The organism is Sphingobium sp. AP50, assembly GCF_900109095.1.
In the GTDB taxonomy this organism is placed as follows: domain Bacteria; phylum Pseudomonadota; class Alphaproteobacteria; order Sphingomonadales; family Sphingomonadaceae; genus Sphingobium.
Window position 1 is genome coordinate 1 of record NZ_FNYZ01000031.1, and the last position, 24,551, is coordinate 24,551.

At 59.1% G+C, this 24,551-nt stretch carries 32 protein-coding genes; 24 read left to right on the plus strand and 8 right to left on the minus strand.

The window, feature by feature from the left end:
• The 8 genes from BMY84_RS30280 to BMY84_RS26795 all read left to right on the plus strand — a co-directional run bounded on the left by BMY84_RS30280 (position 1) and on the right by BMY84_RS26795 (position 6,578).
• Entirely contained in the window at positions 1 to 393 is a 393-nt protein-coding gene (locus BMY84_RS30280) for a hypothetical protein (RefSeq protein ID WP_256215469.1), read from the plus strand.
• Positions 390 to 1,178 carry a hypothetical protein gene (locus tag BMY84_RS26760; protein WP_256215470.1) on the plus strand — a complete coding sequence of 263 codons (789 nt, stop codon included), beginning with the start codon at positions 390 to 392 and terminating at the stop codon, positions 1,176 to 1,178. The genes BMY84_RS30280 and BMY84_RS26760 overlap by 4 nt, the downstream gene beginning before the upstream one ends.
• Before the next feature lie 11 nt (positions 1,179 to 1,189).
• A complete protein-coding gene (locus BMY84_RS26765; RefSeq protein WP_177204222.1) occupies positions 1,190 to 1,804 on the plus strand; it encodes a DUF6884 domain-containing protein in 615 nt (204 codons plus the stop codon).
• An 11-nt stretch (positions 1,805 to 1,815) separates the two neighbouring features.
• A complete protein-coding gene (locus BMY84_RS26770) occupies positions 1,816 to 2,058 on the plus strand; it encodes a hypothetical protein (protein ID WP_093088031.1) in 243 nt (80 codons plus the stop codon).
• 439 nt (positions 2,059 to 2,497) lie between these two features.
• A complete protein-coding gene (locus BMY84_RS26780; RefSeq protein WP_093088034.1) occupies positions 2,498 to 4,645 on the plus strand; it encodes a ParB/RepB/Spo0J family partition protein in 2,148 nt (715 codons plus the stop codon).
• A 71-nt stretch (positions 4,646 to 4,716) separates the two neighbouring features.
• A complete protein-coding gene (locus tag BMY84_RS26785; protein ID WP_093088035.1) occupies positions 4,717 to 5,016 on the plus strand; it encodes a DUF7673 family protein in 300 nt (99 codons plus the stop codon).
• 351 nt (positions 5,017 to 5,367) lie between these two features.
• Positions 5,368 to 5,670: a hypothetical protein gene (locus BMY84_RS26790; RefSeq protein WP_371262453.1), complete on the plus strand. Its 303-nt coding sequence runs from the start codon at positions 5,368 to 5,370 to the stop codon at positions 5,668 to 5,670.
• Between the two features lie 8 nt (positions 5,671 to 5,678).
• The gene (locus tag BMY84_RS26795; RefSeq protein WP_093088036.1) at positions 5,679 to 6,578 is read left to right on the plus strand and encodes a zeta toxin family protein; all 900 of its coding nucleotides are present in this window, start codon (positions 5,679 to 5,681) and stop codon (positions 6,576 to 6,578) included.
• A gap of 10 nt (positions 6,579 to 6,588) precedes the next feature.
• Here the strand turns inward: BMY84_RS26795 and BMY84_RS26800 are convergent, their stop codons facing one another.
• Positions 6,589 to 6,927 carry a hypothetical protein gene (locus BMY84_RS26800; RefSeq protein ID WP_093088037.1) on the minus strand — a complete coding sequence of 113 codons (339 nt, stop codon included), beginning with the start codon at positions 6,925 to 6,927 and terminating at the stop codon, positions 6,589 to 6,591.
• A gap of 184 nt (positions 6,928 to 7,111) precedes the next feature.
• Between BMY84_RS26800 and BMY84_RS26805 the strand changes: the two genes are divergently transcribed.
• From BMY84_RS26805 to BMY84_RS26815, 3 genes are all read left to right on the plus strand, one after another.
• On the plus strand, positions 7,112 to 7,579 hold the full coding sequence (locus tag BMY84_RS26805; protein ID WP_093088039.1) for a hypothetical protein: 468 nt from the start codon (positions 7,112 to 7,114) through the stop codon (positions 7,577 to 7,579).
• Positions 7,580 to 7,810: 231 nt separating this feature from the next.
• A complete protein-coding gene (locus BMY84_RS26810) occupies positions 7,811 to 8,032 on the plus strand; it encodes a hypothetical protein (RefSeq protein WP_004213291.1) in 222 nt (73 codons plus the stop codon).
• Between the two features lie 61 nt (positions 8,033 to 8,093).
• The gene (locus BMY84_RS26815) at positions 8,094 to 8,333 is read left to right on the plus strand and encodes a hypothetical protein (RefSeq protein ID WP_093088040.1); all 240 of its coding nucleotides are present in this window, start codon (positions 8,094 to 8,096) and stop codon (positions 8,331 to 8,333) included.
• An 18-nt stretch (positions 8,334 to 8,351) separates the two neighbouring features.
• Here BMY84_RS26815 and BMY84_RS30025 read toward each other — a convergent pair whose 3' ends face one another.
• On the minus strand, positions 8,352 to 8,513 hold the full coding sequence (locus tag BMY84_RS30025; RefSeq protein WP_177204223.1) for a hypothetical protein: 162 nt from the start codon (positions 8,511 to 8,513) through the stop codon (positions 8,352 to 8,354).
• 153 nt (positions 8,514 to 8,666) lie between these two features.
• Between BMY84_RS30025 and BMY84_RS26820 the strand changes: the two genes are divergently transcribed.
• The 9 genes from BMY84_RS26820 (at position 8,667) to BMY84_RS26860 (ending at position 13,944) form a co-directional block, all read left to right on the plus strand.
• A complete protein-coding gene (locus tag BMY84_RS26820; protein WP_093088043.1) occupies positions 8,667 to 9,206 on the plus strand; it encodes a hypothetical protein in 540 nt (179 codons plus the stop codon).
• Positions 9,206 to 9,622: a hypothetical protein gene (locus BMY84_RS26825; protein WP_093088045.1), complete on the plus strand. Its 417-nt coding sequence runs from the start codon at positions 9,206 to 9,208 to the stop codon at positions 9,620 to 9,622. Before BMY84_RS26820 ends, BMY84_RS26825 begins: the two co-directional genes overlap by 1 nt.
• A 175-nt stretch (positions 9,623 to 9,797) precedes the next feature.
• Complete coding sequence (locus tag BMY84_RS26830) at positions 9,798 to 10,424, plus strand: hypothetical protein (RefSeq protein WP_093088047.1); 627 nt, start codon at positions 9,798 to 9,800, stop codon at positions 10,422 to 10,424.
• A 1-nt stretch (position 10,425) separates the two neighbouring features.
• Complete coding sequence (locus tag BMY84_RS26835) at positions 10,426 to 11,007, plus strand: recombinase family protein (RefSeq protein ID WP_093088049.1); 582 nt, start codon at positions 10,426 to 10,428, stop codon at positions 11,005 to 11,007.
• 317 nt (positions 11,008 to 11,324) lie between these two features.
• On the plus strand, positions 11,325 to 11,666 hold the full coding sequence (locus BMY84_RS26840) for a single-stranded DNA-binding protein (protein WP_093088051.1): 342 nt from the start codon (positions 11,325 to 11,327) through the stop codon (positions 11,664 to 11,666).
• 227 nt (positions 11,667 to 11,893) lie between these two features.
• Positions 11,894 to 12,568 carry a ParA family protein gene (locus BMY84_RS26845; RefSeq protein ID WP_177204224.1) on the plus strand — a complete coding sequence of 225 codons (675 nt, stop codon included), beginning with the start codon at positions 11,894 to 11,896 and terminating at the stop codon, positions 12,566 to 12,568.
• On the plus strand, positions 12,565 to 12,912 hold the full coding sequence (locus BMY84_RS26850) for a hypothetical protein (RefSeq protein WP_093088055.1): 348 nt from the start codon (positions 12,565 to 12,567) through the stop codon (positions 12,910 to 12,912). Before BMY84_RS26845 ends, BMY84_RS26850 begins: the two co-directional genes overlap by 4 nt.
• Positions 12,913 to 13,067: 155 nt before the next feature.
• Positions 13,068 to 13,391 (plus strand): hypothetical protein, encoded by a 324-nt coding sequence (locus BMY84_RS26855; protein ID WP_093088057.1) that lies wholly within the window; start codon positions 13,068 to 13,070, stop codon positions 13,389 to 13,391.
• Positions 13,392 to 13,608: 217 nt separating this feature from the next.
• Positions 13,609 to 13,944: a hypothetical protein gene (locus BMY84_RS26860; RefSeq protein ID WP_093088059.1), complete on the plus strand. Its 336-nt coding sequence runs from the start codon at positions 13,609 to 13,611 to the stop codon at positions 13,942 to 13,944.
• Here BMY84_RS26860 and BMY84_RS26865 read toward each other — a convergent pair.
• Together BMY84_RS26865 and BMY84_RS26870 are read right to left on the minus strand one after the other, a co-directional pair.
• Positions 13,941 to 14,198, minus strand: coding sequence for a hypothetical protein (locus BMY84_RS26865; protein WP_093088061.1), 258 nt, complete (start codon positions 14,196 to 14,198; stop codon positions 13,941 to 13,943). The genes BMY84_RS26860 and BMY84_RS26865 overlap by 4 nt on opposite strands.
• 81 nt (positions 14,199 to 14,279) lie before the next feature.
• On the minus strand, positions 14,280 to 14,669 hold the full coding sequence (locus tag BMY84_RS26870) for a hypothetical protein (protein ID WP_093088062.1): 390 nt from the start codon (positions 14,667 to 14,669) through the stop codon (positions 14,280 to 14,282).
• Between the two features lie 158 nt (positions 14,670 to 14,827).
• Here BMY84_RS26870 and BMY84_RS26875 point away from each other — a divergent pair, with 158 nt between their 5' ends.
• The 4 genes from BMY84_RS26875 (at position 14,828) to BMY84_RS26890 (ending at position 19,037) form a co-directional block, all read left to right on the plus strand.
• The gene (locus BMY84_RS26875; RefSeq protein ID WP_093088064.1) at positions 14,828 to 15,436 is read left to right on the plus strand and encodes a ribbon-helix-helix domain-containing protein; all 609 of its coding nucleotides are present in this window, start codon (positions 14,828 to 14,830) and stop codon (positions 15,434 to 15,436) included.
• Between the two features lie 227 nt (positions 15,437 to 15,663).
• Positions 15,664 to 16,932, plus strand: a complete 1,269-nt coding sequence (locus BMY84_RS26880; protein WP_218147047.1) for a relaxase/mobilization nuclease domain-containing protein — start codon at positions 15,664 to 15,666, stop codon at positions 16,930 to 16,932.
• A complete protein-coding gene (locus BMY84_RS26885; protein ID WP_093088067.1) occupies positions 16,929 to 17,411 on the plus strand; it encodes a hypothetical protein in 483 nt (160 codons plus the stop codon). The genes BMY84_RS26880 and BMY84_RS26885 overlap by 4 nt, the downstream gene beginning before the upstream one ends.
• Positions 17,412 to 17,729: 318 nt before the next feature.
• Positions 17,730 to 19,037, plus strand: a complete 1,308-nt coding sequence (locus BMY84_RS26890; RefSeq protein WP_093088069.1) for a DNA cytosine methyltransferase — start codon at positions 17,730 to 17,732, stop codon at positions 19,035 to 19,037.
• A gap of 66 nt (positions 19,038 to 19,103) precedes the next feature.
• On the opposite strand, the gene BMY84_RS29515 is transcribed toward BMY84_RS26890, so the two are convergent.
• The 4 genes from BMY84_RS29515 to BMY84_RS26910 form a co-directional block, all read right to left on the minus strand.
• Positions 19,104 to 20,393: a hypothetical protein gene (locus BMY84_RS29515; RefSeq protein ID WP_143075183.1), complete on the minus strand. Its 1,290-nt coding sequence runs from the start codon at positions 20,391 to 20,393 to the stop codon at positions 19,104 to 19,106.
• 7 nt (positions 20,394 to 20,400) lie between these two features.
• Positions 20,401 to 22,098 (minus strand): AAA family ATPase, encoded by a 1,698-nt coding sequence (locus BMY84_RS26900; protein WP_177204226.1) that lies wholly within the window; start codon positions 22,096 to 22,098, stop codon positions 20,401 to 20,403.
• Positions 22,099 to 22,262: 164 nt separating this feature from the next.
• Positions 22,263 to 22,652, minus strand: coding sequence for a hypothetical protein (locus tag BMY84_RS26905; RefSeq protein ID WP_093088074.1), 390 nt, complete (start codon positions 22,650 to 22,652; stop codon positions 22,263 to 22,265).
• Positions 22,652 to 24,547 carry a type IV secretory system conjugative DNA transfer family protein gene (locus BMY84_RS26910; protein WP_256215471.1) on the minus strand — a complete coding sequence of 632 codons (1,896 nt, stop codon included), beginning with the start codon at positions 24,545 to 24,547 and terminating at the stop codon, positions 22,652 to 22,654. The genes BMY84_RS26905 and BMY84_RS26910 overlap by 1 nt, the downstream gene beginning before the upstream one ends.
• Positions 24,548 to 24,551 lie beyond the last annotated feature (4 nt).

Sequence of the window (24,551 nt, forward strand, 5' to 3'; positions counted from 1 at the left end):
GTGATCCCCCTCCCCCATGATCGGCCCCTATTTGCGCCATTCCCCGACCCACTTCGCCAGCGGGCAGAAGTCGATGGGAGCCATCGCCTTCGGCTTCATTTTAAGAAGGGAAACAGCACCATGAGGACCGACAGCCAGCTTTTCGCAGCGGTTCGCGCCTTGCCGCACATGACCATCACCAAGAACGAGGGGGAATATCGCGTCACCTTCCGCATCGCGTCCATCGCGCTCGCAGATCGTGGACGCCATAACGCGGCTTGGCATCGGGAACATGCAGAGAAGGTTTCCTACTACACCGATTGCCGTTTGGACGCCCACGGCACCGCAAAGGAGCTTTCCGCCCATTTCGAGCGCATCATTGCTCGCACCGCCGAATTGGAGGCAGGCAAGTGAGCGGGGCGGGCGACACGCTGGGCGACCAGATCGTTGCCGCTGGCCTTGCTGCCAATGGCTTCCTGCTGGACATAAATGGGGCGCTTAATGTGCCTCATGGTTTCCAGCTTCCCGCGCCGTGGAATCTGCCGTCGCGCCTGTTCCGCTTTCCCATCGAGGTAATCAGCGCAGAGCAGGACGAGCCGCGCAAGATCGGCCTCCGCCATCCCTTACTTGTCGCCCATCCTTTCGTGCAGCACGTCGAGAGCGTTCTGGGGATCGAGATCGCCCGCGAGGGTGTGACGAACCGCTACGGCTACAGCAATCGGGAACATGGCCTTTGGCATCATGCCGTGGACCTTATCAGCGATGGCAAATGGCGTGATTTGCTGGAAACGCAGGAGTTCACCGAGCCGAGGAGCATCTTCAACGCCGTTGTCTATGGCCTGACCTACTCGCACCATGAGGATAAGACGGCGAGCGGCCATATCAGCACCGCCGAGGCCCGTCAGATCATGCGGAACATGGGAGCTACCGAACCGACCGACCGCGCCGCGTTGCTTCGCAGCTTTGCCAAGCCGTCAGCTTGCCAGCAGGAACGCGGGGCCGACCGTTGGCCGATCCATCTTCACGGACCTTGCGCCGAAGATAAGGCTTGGTCCTTCATCATCGGGATTGAGGACGGTTGGTTTTCCTATGACCGTTCCGGCTTCCTGCAATGGTCGCCCATGGGCCGCGACCGCTACGCCGCAGGCGATAGCGCCAGCTTCACCGAGGCGAGCGGTCAGACCGCTTTCGCCTTTTGAGGGGATCGAGCATGGCCCGCCATTGCATCCGAGAACCCCGCTACGTTCCCCCGGTGCAACGCATCGGGGAACAACCCGACCTGTTCGGCGGCCCGACCCTTTCCCACGTTGCCGAGCGCAAGGGACCGCCGAAAGGATGGCAGCGCCAATTGCAAAAATGGGGCCGCTGCACCGTCATGGCCGATCTAGAGGCGGGAGAGCCGCCCAAGATCGACCCGGCCCCCGCGCCGGTTATCCTTGTCGCTTGCGTTGCCGCCAAACTGGACCGCCCCGCCCCCGCCCGCGCGCTCTATACCTCGCCATGGTTCCAGAAGGCCCGCGCCTACGTCGAAAGGCAGGGAGCGCCGTGGTTCATCCTGTCCGCTAAGCATGGCCTGATCGCGCCGGAAACTGTGATCGCGCCCTATGACGAGACGCTAGGCGCGATGAAGGCAGGCGCGCGCCGTCTATGGGGCGCGCGCGTGATCGAGGCGATGGCCGCGCAGATCGACGCCGCCGCGCCGCTGATCGTTCTCGCAGGCCGCAACTATCGCGATCCGCTCTGGCCCAGCATCGAGCGGCGCGCATCGGCCCCGATGGCGGGCCTTGGCATCGGCCAGCAACTCGCTTGGCTCACCACGAATTGAAAGGCCGCACTATGGCTATCCGTCTGATCGAAGGCTTGCACCTGACCGCAACGCAGAAGCGCCACCTTGGCGAAATCCTCGCTCAAGGCTGGGCCGAGGGGTATTCGGGCCGCATCCGCTACAGCGTGTCGCCCATCGAGGGCGAGCCGCGCCGCTTCCGTTATCACTGGCGCAAGAACGAGCGCGACGACTTCGGCCGACCTGTCACGCGCGAAGGGCTCGGCATCATCGAATGGCTGGCCGATCCCGGTTGACGCGAGCCAGACCTACGGCGCCATGATGACGCTGGATCTCGTTACCGAGATCTAGCGGCGCTCCCCGTTTGCGCGCGCCAGGACGCCGATCGCCGGCATCCCGGCGCGCGGGTCGATCGACATTCCCCGCCGATGGCGGGCTATGGCCTGCCATTCCTTCAGCCCAAATCGAGGCGGCAATGCCGCCGCGTCTTTTGATCGATTCCGGGGCCTGTTCCGGCCCCCTGGCGCAAGGGCTGGACCGTCTCACCGCTACGCGGCTCGCTTGGCGATCATGGGGGTTTCCCCGTCCTTCCGCGCCTTCGGCTTGTGCAGGCCGGGTGATCCCCCTCCCCCATGATCGGCCCCTATTTGCGCCATTCCCCGACCCAGTTCGCCACTTGGCAGAAGTCGATGGGGCCATCGCCTTCGGCTCCATTTTAAGAAGGGAAACAGCACAATGGCTAAGACTTCCAAGACCACCATCCTGCACCTGACCGTCGATCAGCTTCACCGGAGCGAACGGAACGTGCGTAAGAAGCCGTCCAGCGCCGCGAGCGATGCCGAGCTTTCCGCCTCCCTGTTGTCCGTGGGCCTTATTCAACCGATGGTCGTTTCGGTGCGCGAGGATGGCGGCTATGCGGTTGAGGCAGGGGACCGCCGCCGCCGCCTTCTCACCGCGCTTGCCGAGGCCGATCCGAGCAGGAAGGCGTTGACCTTCCCATGCGTCAAGATCGAGGACTTGAGCAAGATCACTGAAATCAGCATGGCCGAAAACCGCGCGCGTGAGGCTATGTCGTTGCCCGATGTATATATGGGCTTCGCTGCCATTCGGGCCGAGCGCCCCGAGGCGACCCTAGAAGAACTTGGCGCGATGTTCGGCTATGATGTGGCCCGCACCGCACGGATCATGCGGATTGCGAACCTCCATCCCGAAATCATGGCCCTCTACAGCACGGGCGAGATCGATGACGGGCAGGCACAGGCTTATGCTGCGACCGAAGATCGCTCGTTACAGATCGCGGTCTATCGCCAGCTTGAAAAGGAGGCGACCCACGCGCACCAGAAGAATGCCAGCGCCATTCGCAAGGCGATGAAGTCCGGCGACCACGAACTGACGAAACTCATGTGCTATGTCGGCGTGGATGCCTACCGCGCAGCGGGCGGCGAGTTTGAAGCGGACCTATTTGCACAGGACGGCGCGGGGATCGTTCAGAATCCCGATGTGCTGCGCGATCTTGCCGAGCAGCGCAAGGCCGAGGATATGGATCGTTTCGAGCATAATATCGTCCGCAATGGGCGGATGCTTGGCGAGAAATGGGGCCGTGCGGACCTCGAATTTTCATGGGCGACCACCCCTCCGCAGATCAAGCAATATGGCTATCTTTCGACCGATCATGAGCTTCGCATTCGAGAGCCGAAGCGCGGCCCACTGTCCAAAGACCGGGCTAAAATCCATGCATCCATGACTTCCCGCCTTGCCGCCATGATCGGGGAGGATGACGAGCCTTTGCCCGGTCAGGAAGAGGCATACGAGAAGCTGGTGGCCGAGATCGCCGAGCTGGACGCGCAGCGCACCGTTATCCTTCCCAAGAAGGGCGCAGTCGTCGGCATCGCGTCGATCGAGAACGATGGCCGTTTCGATGTAGAGCTTTGGTTTGCGGATCGGGCGGCGAAGGGCGCGGAACTGCCCAAGGGAGCGACCGAGCAGCGCGGACCCAAGCCCGAGCCGACTCCGGCAGAGGCCGAGCGCGCGCGCTTCGGGCTGTCGAAGGACAACATGCAAGTGATGATGCTGATCCGGCGCGACATGATCCGGGCCGAGCTGATGCAGTCGGCCAGCGCCGGTTCATCGCTCGCGCTCGACTTCATGCTGTTCACGCAGGCGCGGACCATCCTCACCCCAACGCAGGGCTATGGGAACACCGTCTATTTCCATGGCGAGCATCAGGGCATCAATGACCTTCCGCACGACGAGGACGGCACGACCAAGATTCACGATCTAGTCAAAGTTCGCCCCGAGCGGGCGGCTTGGCTCACCACCAAAGAGGGCTTGGCGTCGGGCGCATGGGTGACGGCCCGCGATCCTATCGAGGGCTTTGCCCTGTTCCGCCAACTGTCCGATAGCGACAAGAACAAGGTGGCGGGCATGATCGCCGGTCATATGCTGCTGGCGACCACATCGGTTTGTTCCGATGGCCGCACCCCGCGCATGGTCCGCGAGCTGGCCAACTGTATCGAGGCCGAAGCCGGTTTCGGACGCTGGCGCGATGCGGTGGAGCTGGACGAGGCGTTTTTCTCCACCTTCTCGAATAAGGCGCGCCTCGCACTTCTCGACACTTGGGGCTTGGCGGAGCGCGTCAAGGGCATGAAGGGCGACGAAACCGCCGCTTTCTGCGCTCGCATTGCGAATTGCGATGACGAGGACGCCAAGTTGCTTGGCCTCCATCCCGACGATGTTGCCGAGGCCGTGAACTGGCTTCCGGACTTCATGGAGAGCGGCACCGTGCCGCCCCTCCCCGTCAAGCAGGACGACGAGGCCGACGAGGCCGACGAGGACGCCGACGAGCTGGGGGACGATGACGGCGAATACGACGAGGCCGCGTAATGTTCTGGCCGGTGGAGTCTTTTGCATTCCACCGGCCTTCCCCCCTGCTATGTTGCCGAGCGGAGATTGCTATGACCGTCGAAATTCTCGCAGACCCCGAAGTGAAAGCCGCGCTGGACCGGCTCATTGATATTGCCCGCTCCGATACCGGACAGTCAGCCCGTGTCGCCAATTTCTTGCTGGCATGGTGGAATGGCGACGATTGGGGCCACTTCCCGATTTCCGACCTGTTCGGTGTGGACCGTCCGATTGCCGCCGACATGGCGACCATCTTTGCGTTCCTGGGCCAGTATCCCGGCGCGATCTACGCCGATGCTTTTGGCTACCGCGATGCGATGGCCGATCTTGTCGAGCAATGGCGCACGACTTGAGCCGCGCCGCGCGCGGCCTATAACGGTTTTCGAGCATCCGGGGGCGAAGGCGAAAATAGCCCGCGGTTGTTTGAGTGCTGGCCGGTGGAGCGTTCCGCTCCACCGGCCCCCTTCCCAAGATCGAGCGGAATGTGCGTTCAGTCCGTCGCGCGCTCCAAGCCGCACATCGGACGATGATTGCCCTTCGGAATCCTTGCCTCTAGCTGGATGCACGGCCACGCCTCCAAGTGTCAGGCCGCCCACTTTCGGCAAGCGTGATCGGCAATGTTCACGCTTGCCGAAAGACCAGCGGGAACCGTCGCCGCTCACCTGTTCTTTATTCGTTCAGCAGTTAATGCTATAGGTGGAACCATGACGACCAGCGCCCCAACCGCTCCCCTGTGGACCCAAGATCAGGCGATTGCCTATGAGGCGGCGCTAGAGGCCATCAATGACGTGATCGCCGGTTACAGCGAGCAGATCGCGCTTGAGCAGGATAGCCCGACGCCGAATGCAGCGCGTATTGCCTGGCTCGAAATGCGAACCGATCAGGCGACCGAAATCATGCACTCGCTCAACGTCGCGGACACCGCGAACGTCCGCCAAGTGCTGACCGAATATAGCGCCATCGTGCGCGCGCGTGACGCCGCCGAAGCCGTCGCCATTGCCGCCTAAGAGGCGGCATGGATCGCGACCCCGAACGGCATAGCCTCTCCCCCGACGCCCTCCAGAAAATCTACGAAACCCGCGTTGCGCCCCGCCTGTTCAGGGGCGCGCAGAGCGTCGAGCAGCCGACCGCGATTGTCTTGGGCGGACAGCCGGGATCGGGAAAGACACCGATGCAAAACCACGCCGCCCGCGAGTTCGCGGCCAGCGGCGGGATGGTGAAGATCATCGGGGATGATCTTCGCGCCTATCTGCCCAACTATAAGAGCTTGCAGCGCGCCGATGACAAAAGCGCGGCCTTCTACACCGACCGCGATTCAGGCCGCTTGGTCGAGAAGGCGATTGCCGAGGCGGCGCACCGCCGCGTCAATGTGCTGGTGGAAGGGACGATGCGCAATCCGGAGACGGTCGCGGCGACCTTGCGGCAATTCAGGGAGGCCGGTTTCAGGACCGACGCGCGCGCCCTGGCCGTCAGCCCCGAAATGTCGAGCCTTGGCATCTTGCAGCGATACGCGGCGCAAAAGGAGAGCCGTGGCGTTGGTCGCATGACCACCACCGAGGCCCATCAGAATGCCTTGCGCGGGATGCTCGACACGCTGGACCGGATTCAGGATCAGCGGCTTGCCGACAGCCTCACAATCTACCGGCGCGGTGGCGAAGCGATTCACCGTTTCGATCTATCCAGCCCCGCGCGTGGCGATGAACCGCGCGCGCGCGCGCTGGTCGAGCGCGAACGCATTCGCCCGTTGACGCCGCAAGAAGCCGCCTACAAGCAACGGGAGATCGAGCGGCTGACCCCGATTCTGCAAAAGCATGGCGTCATTCCTGCGCGCGCGCCAGAGCGCAGCGCAGAGGCCGACCGCGCAAAACCGGCTGTTCCTTCCCCTCCCCGCCGCGACGAGGACCGGGAACGCTAGGATTTTGCGCTTACCGCTGGCTACACTTTAGGTCGATCGCGCCCATTGCAAGCTGCGAAGGCGAACCGCCTTCGCGCGCCACTTCCTCATCAATGCAGCGCTGCCGTGGGCTGCGCGTGTCCTTCGGCTGTTCTTCCACAACGTAAACGGTGCGACCATCCGGCGCCACCACGGTTCGCACCGGGGGCTGTTTCGTGCGATCAGCCCCCGGCTGCGCCGGCACGACATACACGGTGCGGCCATCGGGCGTAGTGACGACGCGCGGCTGTTCTCCCGCAGACTGCGCGACAACCGGCGCAGCGACCGAGAGCAACGCGCATATCTTCAATGAATTTGCGAGTTTGCCCATACATCTTCCTCACCAACCATTGGAATATGAGCGCCCGCGCCAACGACCGCAAGGAAGCGATCACAACAAGTTGATTGGCGTCGGGCCGACCCTTGGCGCTACTTTTCAGGGGCGGGCAATGACCCCGCTAACGGGAGCCGGATAACCGCAAGGACTGGCCCCACAACCTGAAAAGGAGAGAGCCATGAAAATGGCTGTTCGCGCCATGCTTGGCGCATTGGCGACGCTTGCCTTGGCAAGCCCATCGTTCGCCGCGAGCGTTGCACCAACGAGCTACACGTTCACCCTCAAGGGCGGCGGCAACGTGGTCCAGGGCAGTAGCATCTGGGCTTGCGGATGGACCTTGCAGGGGCAGACCACATCATCGTCGGGCGGGTCGATCTCTGGTGGCGTCGGAGACACCAATCCGAATTGCGGGCAGCTTTCGGTTGGTTCGACGACTTGGTCCGTCACTTCGGCCACAGCCGGCGTTTTTCACGGCCTCCGCATTACTGGCGGCGGACTTTCGTGCTCTACATCGGCCAATGTGCCGTTCACGATCATGAAAACCGGCAACAACATCAACTCGTTTTTCTTCAATTCCGTGACCTTCGGAAGCTGCAACTACAATGCCAACCTCAACACGGGAGCAGCATTGACCGTAACTCCGTAGCCGCCTGCACGGGCCGGGGCATCGAACCCCGGCCCGTGCAATCTCTTCTCTCTGTGTGTCGTGGCATTTTGGCATGGGTGCGCGCCAGCTTTCAAGGATCGGCGGTTCCCCCAATTTGCTGCGCAAATCGGCTCCCCCACCGCCCGCTGACGCGGCCGCTTCGCGGTCCCTGACAGCCGGCGCCGGTGCCCATGCCGGGTGTCTCCCGTCACCAACGAGAAGGAGAACCGGATGCACATCAAATTGTTTAGAGCACTGAAAGCGGCTAATCTGTCAGACGACGCCGCAGCGGAAGTTGTAGAGGCTATTGAGGAGTATATCGCCGTGAAGGTTCAGGAGGCGAACAAGGGAATCGAAAGCAAGCTGACGGCGCAAACTTGGGTCATCGGCAGCGTCGGTTTCGTCCTCGCAGTCATCGGCCTCGCGCCCGCTTTCATCAAACTGTTCCAGTAAGACGAGGGAGGCTTCGGCCTCCCTTTTTTTGCCGAACCGCCCGATTATCAGGAGACGCCAATTGACCGACTTTGCACAAGCACGGCTCGATATGTTCGAGAGCGGTTTTTTCGGTCAGGGCGATGCGTTCTGGCGCTGGATCGCGACCGACGAGGCACGGCCCTATCTGGCTGCGTTCGCAGCCGATCGCGCGCGTTCCGGCGAAGGCGAATTTTTCGCGCTCGATTTTGCCGCAGAGGATCTACTTAATTCCGATCACCTGGCCGAGCTGGCCCAGCAGATCGAGGCCGCGCACGGCTGACGCCGCGCGCGCCGGTTCCTAGCCGAGGGCATAGACTCCGAGCAGATTGGCGACCTCGCCTGTATCAACTATCCCCCGGCGCGATAGCAGGGTGGCGAACAGCGACAAGGTCCCGCCCATTGCACGGACGAGCGGGCCATCGCTTTCAAGATCGAGCCGAGGGATTTCATCGTTTCTCATTCCGTCTAACTCCATCGGGGCAGCACATTGCCGATATGTCGGAAATGTCTTATAGAAGATATCCGACATATCGGAGACGGAGGCCCAGCGATGGGATTTTGGGATAGATTTCGGCGCAGGACGGCCGAAAGGCCAGCGCGCCGTGAGCAGGAAATGCGCGAAACTCGGGCCAATTACTGCACCGAGAGCTTCCGGCAAATTCTATCGGCAGCGAAGGCGCTTCGGCACCACCACGGCATCAATCGGACGCAGGCCCACTTTGACGATATGTTGGGCTACGGCCTGGCCCAGCGATACACAGATCAGACCGAGGAAATGGCCGTCATGACCGCAGCCATTCTCGCAAGTCATTGCGGCCCGGATGCCGTGACCATGTTCGTGCTGCATCTAAGAGATCGTGGCTTGGCGTTCGGCCTACGGCTGTCGGAAGATCGCCTTTTCCCTGAAAGCCCCCTCGCTCGCCAGATGACCGGCACGCTGGATGTATATGACCTCGCGGCCGACTATGCGGCGAGCGGCGAGCTTGAACAGGATTCAGGGCCATTTCGCGGTCCAGCGCAGGTACTATGGGACGCCGGTTATACCGGCCTTCCCCGAGATGACCTTCGCGTTGACCAAGCTGCCGTTGAACTTGTCGCCGCTGCGCTCAATCCGTGGAATATCCGCCTTTCTGTGAAACCGGGCTACAATTGATGACCGGCGCGGCGGACCAGATGAGCGCAGCCGACTTTATAGCGAGGGCCATCGAGTTTCTTCCGGCCATTGACGGTCCCCGCTTTCCCGAAATTCGGCTGCATCACGCCAGCATTGCGTTCGAGCTGGCGACCAAAGCCGCCATTCTTCATAGCGGCGGTTCCCATGCCGAATGCCTGACTGCGCGCCACGATCTTGATGCCTGCCTTGCGACCGCGCGCCGTCGCGGCTTCAACGCCGCACCCGAAGCGCATTATGCGGCCCGAACGCTGACACCCTTCTATAAGACGCATTCGCTCGCCCAGCTCGTTCGCGAGCCCGGCGCGCTGGCGCTCGACCAACTATGCGCCGAGGCCGCAGCGCATGTTGCACAGGTCGACGCTTGGATGCAGGATGACAACAAAACGAAGGTTTAGTTTACTGACAACCACGGTGGGATAGCGGATGGCATTCAACTAGCGTTTTAGCCGATTGTGCAGTGCAGCATTTTCTCGGATTTTCAGAGTGACAACTTAATGGAAAAAATTTCAGATTAAGTTGACAGATTGTCCCGCCCTCCTATTGTGAACATATCGGAAACGGGAGCCAGTCATGAGACGGACGAAGCAACCGCCAGATACGATCACTTCGCTTCGGAACTGGCGCGACCGAAACCGCCAAGATCGCATCCTTGCCGCCGAGCGAGAGCTTGCCGAACAGGCGAAGGCGGAGCAGGACCGCAAGCGTGCTCTGCGCCGGGAACGCGCAGCCGAGCGTCGAGCCGAACTCGAAGCCGCTGCTATTCGTGATGCGGGCATTAGCCTGGATCGAGACGAGGCCGCAATATTAAGTCAGAAGGTCGATGCCGATAATCGACGCCTAGTAAGGGCGCGTTCGATCGGACTTCTTTGCGGTGGACTTGTTGTTATCGCCACCATTGCGGGCGCGATAATCTACTTCCATCATAATCCCCTTTCAAAATCCGAGGCAGCTCTATTCGCCTTCTGCGCCATTATTATGATGATGATCGGATTTTTCCTGATTGTTGAATGGTTTTCCTGGCCCTTCTCGGCTTGGCTTAGGCGGAAAACAGATTCCGCTAATGCCGTGCGCGCCCTGGACCGGATCGCGCGGCAGAGGCAGGCGCTTGAGGACGGGGCATTCACTGTTGAAAAGCGCCGCTCCACCTTTGGGCCTGACTATTACGCAGTCCGCTATCATCACACTGGATCGAACTGACATGAAGATAGGCTATGCGCGCGTCAGCACTGGCGAGCAAAACCTTGCGTTGCAGATCGACGCGCTGAAAGGCGCAGGGGCCGAGCGCATCTATGAGGATAAGGGCGTTTCCGGTTCTGCCGTTTTCAAGCCTGCCTATCATGACTTGCTGCGCGCTTCGCGCGCTGGTGATGAGATCATAGTGTGGCGGCTTGATCGCCTGTCCCGCAATCTCGTCACGCTCATTACCGAGCTGCAAATGCTAGGGAGCCTTGGCGTCGGCTTTCGGTCGATCACCGAAGAGATCGAGACTGTGACGCCGGCAGGCCGTCTATTCTTCCATATGGTTGGCGCGTTCGCACAATTCGAGCGTGATGTAATCCGCGAGCGCACCAATGCCGGGATTCAAGCCGCGCGGCGCGCGGGCAAGCAATTGGGCAGACCGCCCGCGATCAGCGCAGATCAATGGACCCAAGCCAAGACGCTATTGTCTGGCCCTCATAAAATGAGCGTTGCATCAGTGGCGAGCCTGCTGAACGTGACCCGCCAAGCCATCTATAAGCGGCTCAACGCAGAAAAGAATGCCGAACAGGAAGCGGCTTGACCGGGTATCGCCCTCCCCTGCCCTTCCCCGTTGAACGAGAGGGCGGCAGTCAGACACACCTATCTTGATAGCAGTGCCTTGGCCGTCTGCGATGAATGGCAACGCCTACATCGGTCCCCTTCGCGCGCCCGTTGCTGATTGACGCACATGGGCGTCTCCCCCTGTCTAATGCGGGTTTGGGCCTTCGGCCCCAAGCAGAAAACCGACGCTGCGCGCCTACGGTTTCCGCTAGCGGACCCTCCGTTTTTCAGCTTGCCCGCGTCAGGGGGCCACCCTTCCAAAGTGCGTCAGCAACGACAGCACGAAGGAACAGACCCATGCAGAATATTTCCGAATTTCGCATCATCGGCCGCATTGGCAGCGCCGAAATCAAGGAAAAGGTGGCATTTCTCGACGTTGCCGCGAACTACGGTCGCAAGGTCGGCAACGAATGGGAGGACGATACCCACTGGAACCGCGTGACCTGTTTCGGCAAGAACGTCGCGCGCGCCGCCAAGATGGGCAAGGGCGACCTGGTTCATATCACTGGCCGCGTCCGCCAGTCCCGCTACGAGCGTGAGGGCCAGACCATCTACGGTGTTGACCTGATCGTTGATCGCATCGCCGTGATCGCGAAGAACGGCAAGCCCGCCGAGCAGGATCGGGACGGCGACGATTAAATCCCGGCATCGGGGCTGCGCTAGCGCGGCCCCATAGGCATGTAAATTCCATCACATTCCGTTGCATGTAAAGCAATGCAAAGCACGTACATGCAAAGGCATTTACAAGCATGTAAAAGCATTTGCATTAACGCCCTTTCAAAGTCTGCCCATATCCTGTAATGTCATCGGAAGCCTTTGCTGCCTTTGGGATGCAAAGGAAGGCTTTTGAATGCAAAGGACGGTATATGGCAGTAATCGCATTGGCATCCCCGAAAGGTGGATGCGGAAAATCCACGACTGCGATCACGCTCGCAGGTGCCTATGCCGAGCAGGGCTATACGGTTCGAATCATTGATGCCGATCCGAGGCAGCGCGTTGCTCGCTGGGCCGAGGTCGGAACACCCGGCGATAGCATTAGTGTCGTCAGTGCGGACGCGACATCAATTGTCGCTACGATCCGCTCCGCCGAGCTGGACGCGCAGATCGTAATCGTGGACGTGGAGGGGAGCGCCAACATGGTAGTGCCTCTCGCCATCAGCCGCGCGAACTTTGTCATCATCCCGGCGAACCCGTCTGCTGCCGATGTTGAGGACGCCATCGCCACCGTGCAGATCGTCCACGACACCCAAACACGCCAGCATGAGGGGAGTGTGCCGCACGGCGTCCTTTGGACCCGCGTTCCAACATTCCAGTCACGCGAGTTCGTGGCTTTAGCATCACAACTTGCCGAGGCGGGGGTGCCGGTGATCGGGCAGCTTGCCGAGCGAACCGCCTACAAGAGCCTGTTTTCATACTGCACCACGCTTGACCAACTGCCGCCCGACGAAGTGCCGGGAACGGACAAAGCTCGGGCCGAGGGAATAGTGCTTGCTGATGCCGTTACACAGGCAATTCTGGCCAATCAGGAGAAGGCCGCATGACCGAGGCAACGAAGCCGCAGAGGCGCAATCTGGCCCTTCCGCTCGCTGGTGTTCGCAGTCGGCCCGAAGAGGCCCCAGCAAGCCCTTCCAGCGCCGTGGACACGGCAGAGCGGCATGGCTTTGACCGTGTTCCTGTCGCAGCGTCGGAGATCGAGCGGTTGCGTCAGAACCAAACCGCCGAACCGCCCCGGCGCAAACGCGGGGCAGGGCGGTCTATGCCATTCTCTGTCAAGCTGGCGCCGGGGACGATGGAGTATATCTACGAGGTCGCCAACTCGCGGGACATTCCGTTGGCCCAAGTGATCGAGGAACTTGTCGAGGCGCATAGGGCCGCTGCGCGATGACAGCCGGCACCTTATGTCTCGATAGGGCAGGGAAGGCACCGGCTAACCCTTGAACGGCCGAAGCCGCTGGTTGCACCCAGCGGCCCCGGCCTGACCACAACCGCAACCGGAGATTGCGAATCATGACTGCACCTAATGTAGCCAATGACCGCCGCGTGAGCGATCACGCATGGCTTGTCGCGTTGGCTGATTACCGAGAAGCCTGCGCGCTCTTTCAAACGGAGGTTGAGCGAGCGCGGATCGACGGCGACGACATATCGCCAGACGTTGCCGCGTCCCATGCGTGGGCGGCTCGCGCGTTGATCGAGCAGCCAGCATCAACCATCGTCCAGATCGGGCAGAAGGTTCGAGCGGCTGACAATCTGGTGAACCTGTCGCAGCTTTATCCGGGGTTGCCTGAAATCCTCTTGCGCGACCTGTTCGGCATGTTGGGGATCGAGAGCGGAGATTGCCAACCGCTTCCCCCGTCGCTTCAATGATCGTTCCAGCAACAAGCTGACGGTCGCGGAGTATTAGCAATCGGGTGCGATCCTGGCATTCGCTGGGATCGCACACGGCGTTTCGGGATGATATTGCAGGAGAGGCGCAGACGACACATGATTTGCCCGGTGTGACGATGGACCTTCACTCTCATGGTGCCGCCCGTCACCCATGCGCCCATTCGTGGGCGAGGGCGCTTGATGACAGGAGCAGCACATGAGCATCGCGACGATCATTGCCGAAATCCCAACCGGGGCGATCGTGGTTCTCGGCCTGGCCCTTGCTGCGCTCGCAATTCGTTTCCGTGGCATCGTTGCGTTGGTGATCGGTGCGCTTTGCCTGCTAGGGACTTGGAACGCTGGCGAGGCGCAGCCGGGCTTGGCTATCGCCATGGCCTTCGGCTTCTATGTCGTCCTCTCTGCTGTTGCTGGCTTCTTTGGGAGCCGCACCAAGATCAGCGATGACGATGGCAGCGCCGGTTACAGCTATGCCGATGAGCAGGCGCGTCTTGCCAGCGAATACCATCGTCGTCAGCGGGAAGGGCGGTTCTAGTCCGCCTGCAACTGGCGCAAAGCAGCCGCCACCTTTGCGCCGCCATGCTTTCCAATAGCGTCCGCAATCGCCTTCGCCTCCGACCGCTCCATGCTGGCGATCTTGATCTTTTCCAGTGCGGCTACCAGCGCGGGCCTGCCTGCATCGCGCACCGCTGCCTCTGCATCCTTCTCGCGCTGGATGATCGCAGCTAGTGCGGCCTCTGCCTTCACTCGCTCTTGTTTGATTGCATCGAGGTCGGGGGTCTTTGCCATGTAGTTCCACCTTTCGGTTGTAATGATTAGAGCGATGCCGGGAGGGCGCGATTACCGTCATGGGCCGTGAATGTGACACGGCTAGCGCCAGAACATCGCGCCTAATGCGATGCCCATGCCGATGATTGAAAGCACAGCCGCTCGCTTGTGCCAACGGGCGTTGTTCTCTCGGCGCGACCTTGCCTCACCGTGGAGCAAACTGTGCATTGCGGCGTCATCCTTACGCGCGATCCAAAGGCAATAGATCGAGGCGATTGCGAGAATGACGACGCAGAATCCCATGGGTCCACCTTCTGTATAAGACAAAGCCGGACTAATCATAGACCACCCACCGGCAAAGTCCAGATTGTGCAAGGCGTGGTGTGATCGAAGTCCAAAATCAAACAAGCGCGCGGCGAAGCCGCTCCTTTTTGCGCCGCCGATCCGTCTGCCCCGACTGGTGCAGCACAGCGCCCAGGTCGCCGCCCGCATGACATTTCCTTCCCGTCCACGTTGTTCCGCGAAGTGCTTGAGTGAGGGTAGGGGGAGTGGTAAGGGTAAGACGAAGAAGGATAGTACGCAGGATAGCACTACCGACATCATTGTAACACAATGCACTCGATAGTGACCGCTGCACGGGGCTTGTAAAAATGGCGCATCTGACGTTGCGAATTGAAGATGACATTGCCGAAGCGATCGACATGCTGGCGAAGGCCGCAGGGATGACCCGCAGCAAGTGGATCAGCCGTGCGATCCGTGATGCCTTGACCGCGCGCCCCGAAGAGGTTCGTGACGTTCCTCCGATGGAGGGGGTTTCCAAGATGCTTTCACTTCGTTTCCCCGTCGAGGAATTGGCGGCGATGGAGCTGGTGGCACACAGCGCCGGGATGACCCGCGCCCAATGGATCAAGCGCACCTTGCGTTGGCAGCTTTGGGACAGGGCAGGGGAGTTGCGACTGATCCCCAGCAGCCACCGTTCGATCATAAAACTTGTGAGCCAGGTGCGCGCGATTGGGCGTTCACTCAATCAGGCAGTCAAAGCGATGAATGCCGCTAACCGGCCTGAAAGCCTGCTTGAGGTTCACCGGGTTGCTGGTGAAGTCATCGCCATGGAGGGACGCCTTTCGTCCACCATCAATCAGGCCGCATCTGGCCTTACCGCTATCGCATCCGGCGAGGTCTATTACTGGACCGGACGCCAGCGGAGGCTTCCCGATTTGATCGGGACCGATCGCGTTTCCCATGAGATCGAGTCATGAACCCGTTTGAGTTTTCCGAGCGGACCCTTGAGGATTTGGAGCGGGTGCAAGGGCCGCGCGGGACAGGTCGCGGCAAGATCGACCGTCGCGGCAATCGTCGCCTTGAACGCGCTTTGGGGAGCATGTTGCGCACTCCCGCTGAACTGACGTTCTCCGGCGTTGGCCGTGTTTCGGACGCGCTTCGCCACCGGATCGCGGACAGCCATAGCGCCCGCAGTGCGCAGGCATTGCAGCGTCTCGACAGGACCGCCAAGCGAGCGCCGCAAGTGGTGGTGAAGATCACTAGCCGAATTCACGGTGCAGCCAGCACCCTTGGCGCGTTCACCTATGTTGGTCGTATCGGCATGTCCGATAAAGAGCCTCTTGGCGTCGAAACCAGCGAGGGCAAGCAGCTTATGAGCGCGCAGGAAATGATGGTCCTGGCGCGCGAGTGGCAGCAGTGGGAGCAGTCCGATGAAGCGCGCCGAAAAGGGGCAACCGCTATCGCTATGGTCTTTTCCATGCCCCCCGGCACCAACCCCGAAGCCGTGCGCGATGCCGTTCGCGACTTTGCCGAAAACGATATGGCAAATCGTCGTTGGGTCATGGCGCTTCATACCGATGAGGCCCATCCTCATGTTCACCTTGTCATTGCCGGTCGCGACAATGACGGACGGCGTTTCAACCCCAACCGGGAGTTTCTTCAGCATTGCCGTGAGCGGTTTGCGGAGAACCTTCGCGAGCGTGGGATAGATGCCGATGCCACCATAAGGATGACGCGCGGCTATCCAGCAAAGCAAGACCCGACGCCGGTTCTCAAGATGCGCGAGCGCGGGGCAGAACCGGAGGCTGACAAGGGGCGGGCCGACATGCTTGCGCCCACGTCCAATGCTGCCGAGAGGCGCCTTGCGGATCGTGAGCGGGAACGCTCCGCTACCGTCGAAAACCATGCAGCCGTTCGCGAGGTCTATGCGCGCGCCATTGCCGAGCTGGAGGCTCATGGCGGCGTTGATGAGGCCGAGAGGGCGAAGGCACTGCGCTCATTCGTGGACGGGATGGAGACACCCAAGAATGCCCGCGCGGAGATTATCGAGCGCCTGAAATCAGGCGATGCGTTGCCCAAGGAATTTGAGAAGGACGCCGATCTTGAGCGGCTGAAATCGCGCGTTCAAAATCGTGAGGCTGACCAACGGGCTGATGCCTTGGATCGTATCAAGCGCGCTACCGGCAAGGTCAAAGACGTGTCGGCCGAGTTGAAGGGCAAGGACGCAAAGGCGGGGGCAGGGGACAGCGAACCTTCCGTCTTTGACCGCATCCGAGCCAAGACAGCCGAGCTGCGGGACGGGCCATCCTCTCCCGATGCCGGCGCGGATCGCTCGCTGGCAAGCGCCCGCGATCGGCTTCAAGCTATGCAGCGCGATCTTGATAAGGCGATCAAGGATCGCGCCCAAAACCGGGATCGTGATCGCTCCCAGGACCGCAACCGTGATCGCGACAAGGAAGGACCGGGCCGATGACCGAGGACGACTTGTTCACCGCCTTGCTCGACCAGATCGGCACCCTTGCCGAAGGCGTCCAGGCCGTCATGGAGAACCAGCAGTCGATATCGGCCAAGCTGGATGAGCAGGCCGCCAGCTTGGCAGCGATCGGCGTTGCAGTCGGGATGACCTATCTTGCATCGGGGTCGGAAACTCCGCTGCCTGTGGACGTGCTTGAGGACAAGGCGTTCGCTCGATTCCTTGCAAACTATCCAATCGACGGACCTCCGATCACAGGCAAGGCCATCATGGAAGAGCATATAGCCCAACTCAACCAAGTTGATCCTACAAGGCTCGCAGCGGGCTTCCGCGACCTTGAGCGCCAGGCCAATATTTCGATGATGGAGCGCGTCAGAAACAGGCAGATCGAGCGGATGGCCCGTGAGCGCTATGGCGATTTAGAAAGTTTGGAGGTCAACCGGCAGCCAAACGTTGAAAGCCCGGAAGCTGATCGATGAGATCGTCAGGATATAAAGATCGGTTTATATGGTTGAGTCGACTCATTGACATTTGGGGTCATTCCGGGCACCAAACCGATAAGAACATCGGGAGAACGAAAATGGTTCGCGCTCGTCAGATCGTAGGCATCAGCCTCCCTCCCGATACTGCCCAAGCCTTTAAGGCGGAAGCCCAACGGCGCCGGATGCCGCTTCGACAACTCTTCCAAGAGCTATGGGCGGGATATGATCCGTCAGCGCATGGTGCAGAATCAGCAATTTCAGTTAAAGCGCGCGCTTCTAGCGTGACGAGGCAAGAGTGTAAGGTGGAGCAAAACGATGATTAAAAACTCGGTCGCGGGGCTTCAACCCACCTCAATCGAACTTTTCGCTGGATGTGGCGGATTGGCTCTAGGTCTGCATCGGGCAGGATGGAACGGCCTGTTCGCTGTTGAACGGGACGCCATGGCTTTTGAGACGCTAGAGGCAAATCTGGTGGGCGACAGCGCACCTTTTAAGGCGTTTGGGCAATGGCCGAGCTGGATGCCAAGGCAGAACACAGATTTGGTCGCACTATTAAGTGACGATAATTACCGAGAAAACCTCAGCAAACTTCGCGGCACGGTGGACTTGGTTGCTGGAGGTCCACCCTGCCAAGGGTTTTCTGTTGGAGGTAAGCGCGACGGTGAGGACGAGCGGAACTCGCTGGTTTACCGGATGCTCGATTTTGTCGAACTGGTCCAACCACGCGCCGTTCTGATTGAGAATGTCGAAGGAATGGCTAGGCGATTTGTGTCGAAGCCAGGTTCAGCAGGTGGGTCTGTCGCAGAAGACGCGATCGCCAAGCTTGAAGACCTTGGTTACATTGCGAGCTACCATCTTATAAACTCCGCCGATTTTGGGGTTCCGCAGGCTCGTAAGCGGGTTGCGATAATCGGTTTGTTGTCTCCGGCAATGTCCCGTCAAGCGTTGCATGAAATCACAGCCATCGCTTTGGCCGAAGCCGCTAAAGCGGTTCGCCTTGAGCATGGCTTGCCTGCCGACGGGAATATCTCGGTCAAGGACGCGATCGACGATCTTTCGAGTGCGCGCTTGGTTCCTAGCCCAGATAGTCCCCGATTCAAGTCGGGTATCTATACCAGTGCGAAAAGCGCCTACGCAAAGCTAATGCGGGAGGGCGTTCCTAGTGGTGCAATCCCTGACTCACATCGTATGACGATACACGGCGAGACAGTCCGCGAGCTTTATGAACTGGCTCATAGCACACAGAAGCCAGGTCGCCTGTCCAAAGAATTTCTTCTGGCGAATGGAACTAAAAAAGATAAGAAGGTTCTTCTAGATTCTTCCGCTGTCGTTGCAACAATCACGACCCATCCTGATGAGTATATACATTACAAATTTCCTCGTAATATAACGGTGCGTGAAATGGCTAGGCTTCAGTCGTTCCCCGATCGTTTCACCTTTCATGGGCGCTACACAATCAATGGGCCTCGCAGGAAGTTTGATGTTGCCCGTTGTAGCCAGGTTGGGAACGCGGTGCCGCCATTGATGGGCGAAGGCTTGGGGCGAGCGATCCTGAAAATTTTCGAACAAGTGGGGGGCGCTCGTAGCTTTCGAAAATCTGCTCCAGTGAGCGTTGAAGCCTGAGAACATGATCCGCCGCTAATGTGGCGGATCGGACTATCTGACTTCGGCAAACCGTTTCGCTCAGCCTCAGCTTGCCTGATTCCGATCAGGCGTGATCGGCGCGGCCACATGGCAAAGGGCGTTTACCAAATCATCATTTTGGTCCACTGACACGATCGCTATGTCAGGCATTCGATCCGTTGGCGTGATGCCGGATGGAAATAGAAGAAGTGCCTTTGGCTGTTGATCGGGGACATTATCCCAAATAGAAGAAAAGTCCCGAAGATACCCCAGCACCTTATAGATGCTGTCTCTAATATAAGCTGGATCTTCAGTTTCTTTGATTTCTATGAGCGCGCGCCTTTCACCTAATGGCGACGAAAAGCGGATAAGCATGTCTGGCCGTCGCTCCTGCGCCGAAATGCCTTTGTAGGTTTTGACAATCTCCATGTACTCAGACGTACTTTTGAAGATTCCACTTGGAACTTGGTCAAAGTACAGTTCTGCTTTCAAACCACGCTCAGCGTCATGAAACGATGCAACGGCTGAGCGCCCACGCTGAATCAGTCCATATGAAACTGGAGGGCCAAACCCAAGCCCGGTTTCAACGGCTTGGATCACGAGGATTAGAGCATAAAGTTCAAAGAGGTCGTCGCTAGAAACCGGCGAGAGCCACCCTTTTTGCAGCAGCTCTACTATCTGTGCCCATTTCCCCCTTATTATTGAAGCATCAAAATCTTTCGCCAGCAATGCAAGTTTCGAATAGCGCGGATCGCGGTGACGGATCGCAGTGTTAATCATTCGAGAACTTAAGCGATGCTCAAGCTCTACGCCTTGAATGTAAGTATTTGATAGCGCTTTCGTTGCTGCATCGCGGATTGCGGCAAACCGAACAGGCAATGCGCCAGTTCCTCGACGCGCCATCTCCGTTGAGGCGCTTACAATTCGCGTCAGAAACAATTTCAACAACCGGTTTTCTGGTATATCCGCCGACTTCTCGACGTGTTGGACAAGGTATCTTCCGCGAGGCACAGCGCCAGATAGGCGACCTAAAATGGTTTCTTGCCAGAGTACGCGACCTTTAAAAGTAGGCTCTACGGAAGGCGGAGAAGAACGAGAGCCATGTCCGAGTGCTCGAAGAAGAACTGGAAGGTCAGTAAATATGAAATTTTCAACCTCTGGTTGACTTAGCCAATATGCCGAAGCGAGCAATTCCACACTGCCGCCATGACTGTCCAATTTGTTGAGGAAGTCATGAACTTCCGTTTCATCAAGATCAGTGAAGTTTGGGAGAAACTCCAGATCACGCCCAGGTAGCAGGTAGCGTCCAGCACTGCGCGTATCGCAGATCAAACGCGCCCAAGCTTCTCTGCGCATCGCCAATTCAGTCCACGGCGCCCGTGAATGTAGATAGCCTGTTAAGGCTCTCCTGGGGCAGAGCTGGCCAACCCAACGCAGTTGCGATTGCCGCCGCTATGTCGGCAGTTTGCTCATGCCTGCCTTCGAATTGCGGGAATAAATAGGACTCGAGTCCGACAAGGACTAGGCTCGCAGGATCGGTTTCAAATCGCCGCATTCGCTCAATGAATCGAATGATGTCGAGAGGTATCGCTGGACCAACGCGGAGGCCAAGTCGGCCAAGGCCGACGCCGGACTCCACCGCAAAAATTGACGACAAAATGTTCAGAACGGCGTCATGCAAGGAGTTATCTTCTCCCAGAAGAACGGCAGCTCCGGTCGCAATAATTTGGCGATAATCTGCTTCGTTCGGAATAGCGATCTCGATCACAGCCACGCGCCGAGAGAACGCGAATGACATTTGAAAAAGACTGGCTTTGTCAAAAGTATTCATAGTTCCAATCAAACGCCAAGAAGGGTCGAGAGGGTAAACATGAGCATCGCCATCTTGAGTATTCGCTTTACCCAAGACCACCCTTTTATAAGAGCCATCCTCTTGGCGCTTGCGGTATGGGAGCATGATGCTTTTCCATTTGCCGCCCAGCAAAGTGAACATTTCGCCAAAAGCTTTATCTATGTCCGCGCGATTCATTTCATCTATGACGAGCCACTTATTTGCTGCCATAGCTTCCGTGAAAACTCCCGGTATGAAGTCTAGCGGCTCTGCATCTCCCTCCGCCTGTGGAACCGGCATGTACCCACCAATTGTATGCACCGAGGTCCAGTCGGAAGTTGCCGTGACTACATCGTATGGTTGAGGGATGAGGCGGCATACAGTCTCGGCTAACTCTGTTTTACCTACTCCTGGCGCACCCATGAGGAGGACGTGTTTTCCTGCCGCCAAAGCAGCGACCAACTTTTCGTATGCTGACTGCATCCCTTTGAGATCGCCCAAGTCGGGCACTGGCGGTAGAGATGAAAACCAATCCACTTTGTCATCTAAGACATTCTGCTGAATCTCTCGCGCCTCATTGTTGGACGCACCTTCAATAAAGCCATCATCACCCGTTGCGGCAGGCAAATTTTGACCGTAGTATAGTAGAAGAATATCTTTTCCAAATTCGCGAATTGGTTCCAGCTGCTCGATCGCTGAATCTATCGCGCGGACGAGCGTCGCTACATCGTCGGTGATGCGCTGGATATTTTCATCGGTGGGTTCAGCAGCACGATATGTCATGAACTGCTCAAGCTGGCGGCTTACAGCACGCACAGACATGCCTTCCTCACGCCACCAAATATCGGCGTCACCCCAATTCTTATATTGGAATCCGCGCTCTCTTTCGAGTGGATCGAATATGTCATTCAAACGACTTCGAAGGTAGGCTGCCGCTCTCCTTGGTTCGGCCTGTTCCGCGCGCGCTGCGCCTAAAAAAATGCCAGATATGATCTTCTGAGGATTGCTTCCGACTAACCAAAGGCGAACGTAGATCAGACCAAAAGAGTCATATTTATCGACGATCCCGGCGGGATAAATGTCCAGAAATCTAGAGGGAACGCCTGTCGGGAGATCGCGCTCGCCTAAGGCCCAATCAAATTTGTGCGTGGTTTCAAGGTGTTCGAGAAATGTCTCAAGCTCATCCTTGAGCGAGACACGATCATCCTCAACAAACGACGATATGAACACCTGCACCCCCTTGGGGTTTGGCGCTCCGCACGGCCCAACCCACGCGCCTGATATAGCGTGAGCACAGATTCGCCAAGGCAAGCCGCTGGATAGCGGCATTTATGCGCTATCCAGCGGATGATGCGTGTTACCGGCAGTCTATCATTGAGGTGATTTGACCGCTGCTAGCGTTCTAGATCCTTTGTCGTCTTTTCGGCCGCCGCGCGATGCTGGTCGCGGGTTTCATCCCGGCGCTGCTCGACCTCGCGGACGCGGGGCGCGCGGACCTCGCCACCACGTTCCAGCGTTTGCGCCACCGCCTCGCGCGCTGCCGCCTTCATGCGAGCGGCTTCCGGCGTGGCGCGACCATATTTCTGATCTATAGTCGCGTCGATCGCCGCGATCTGTTTTGCAGCCGGATTGGTTTTCTTGTCCTGCAACCTTTCGGCCTGCGTCATCTGCCGGAAATCCTGCGTCACTTGCCGATCGCGTTCCTGACGGACTGGATCGCGCCCGCCTGTTGACCGATCGCTTGGACGCCCGCCCTCTGCGCGCTCTGTCCTTTCGTCTGCCATTATCCCTTAGCTCCTTTCAAAAAGGCCAGTGCGTCGGGATCGCCGTCGCCTTCGGCCACGCTGCCGCCATCCATGCCCGTTTGGGCCGCAGACATATCATCGGGGCTATCAGCGGCTTCCTGCCCGTCCACGTCCTCCGCAGCTTCCCGTTCGCTCTCTTCCTCGCGATGTTCGGCAGCGTTGAAATCCATGCCTGTGAAATCCGGCGTCAGGCCCAGCGCCGCGAAAAACTTAGCCGCCTTATGCGGATCGCCATCGTCGGGAAGGTCATCAATCGGGAAGCCAACCAGGCGCGCGAAATCGACACCGGCCATTGCTTCGGCATCGGACATTTCCGGGGCTTCTATCCCTTCAATGATCGCCAGCGAACGTCGTGCAACGGATGGATCGAGAGGCCGCGGCTTTACTGGTGGCGGCGCTACGCTCGATGCCTTCGCCATCCACTTATCCTTGTAGTATCGAATTTTCCCGCCCTTGAGCGGCGGGATACCGGCGCGCAGCACAATGACTTCCTCCTGCGAGAGCAGGAGCAGTTCTTGCGGCAGCATCAGCGGCCTACGCTGGTCGGAAGTTGACACCGATCCTTCAAAGGCGTCCCAAATCCGCTTGGATCGCGACTTGGCCTCATATGTGTAGTTGCCGAGGCGTTCGGACACCTCTTTCGCCACATCGACATGCTTGGGGGTAAAGACCAGTTCGACGCCGCAGTTCTGGACAATCTCGCTCGTTACGTCCGGTCCATAAACGTCGCGCAATTGCGCGCGGGCCTGAATGACCGGCAGAAGCCGGATACCGTAACCAGCGACATAGCTGAAACCTGATGCGATGACGCTCGCGCGGCCGAGGCGGGCAAACTCGTCCAGCAGGAGCAGCAGCTTGAGGGGATGCTTGCCTGCCTTTGGATCGGGCAACTCGCGCACATTCAGGTCGATGAGCTGTTGAAACAGCAGATTGTAAATGTCCGAAACGCGCTCGATGTTGTCAGGCGAAACGCCGAGATAGAGCGAGATCGGCCTTGACCGAAATTCGCGCAGATCGAAATCGGATTCCGATGTTGCCGCATCGACATAGGGATTGATCCAGAGGTTAATCTTTGCCGACACCGATTGCCGAATGCCGGTAAAGGTATTGGCCGAACTCGAAATCCAGTCATTCAGCGCCGAGATACAGGCTTCGGAAAGCGGATCGTTCGCGGCCCGTCGCTGTTTGATGATCTTGGGGAAACGCTCTTTGGCGTCCCCGGCGCTGAAATTGCGATAAACCTCGCCCATCGTGAACGGCAATACCGGCGTGGCTGCGATATACGCCGCCACACCGATAAACGCCGTGCGGGCGCTATCCATCCAGAAACTTTCACCGTTCGCTGGCGGGGGCCACAGCATCGCGGCGATCTTCTGCAATTCGTCGATGACTTCGACAGGATCGCCCCGGTTGATGTGGGAGAACGGGTTATAGCGCGCCGTGCGGCCTTGGGGGTCGAGCGGATCGAACAGCAGCACTTGATGGCCGAGGCGCTTGCGCCAACCCGCTGACTTCTCCCAATTCTCTTGCTTCACGTCGAGGACGACGACTGAATCCGCCCATGTCAGCAGATTGGGAATGACCACGCCGACGCCCTTGCCTGCGCGGGTCGGGGCTTCCAGCAGGACATGCTCTGTTCCATCGAACTGGATGAACTCTTTGCCATCCCTAAAAAGCAATATGTCGAAAAGTGTGCGCGGGCCTCGCCCAAGCAATAGCCCTTCACTGCCAAGGAGGCCCGCCGTCCGCGCCTCTCCCCGCTTGGCCCACCGAGCTGCGCCGTGCAGTGATTGTTTCCTGTTGAGATAGACCATCACCGCGATCAGGGCGGCGGCGCCGACCACGCCCGCGATGCCTTTCGCGAGCCAGCCCATGACA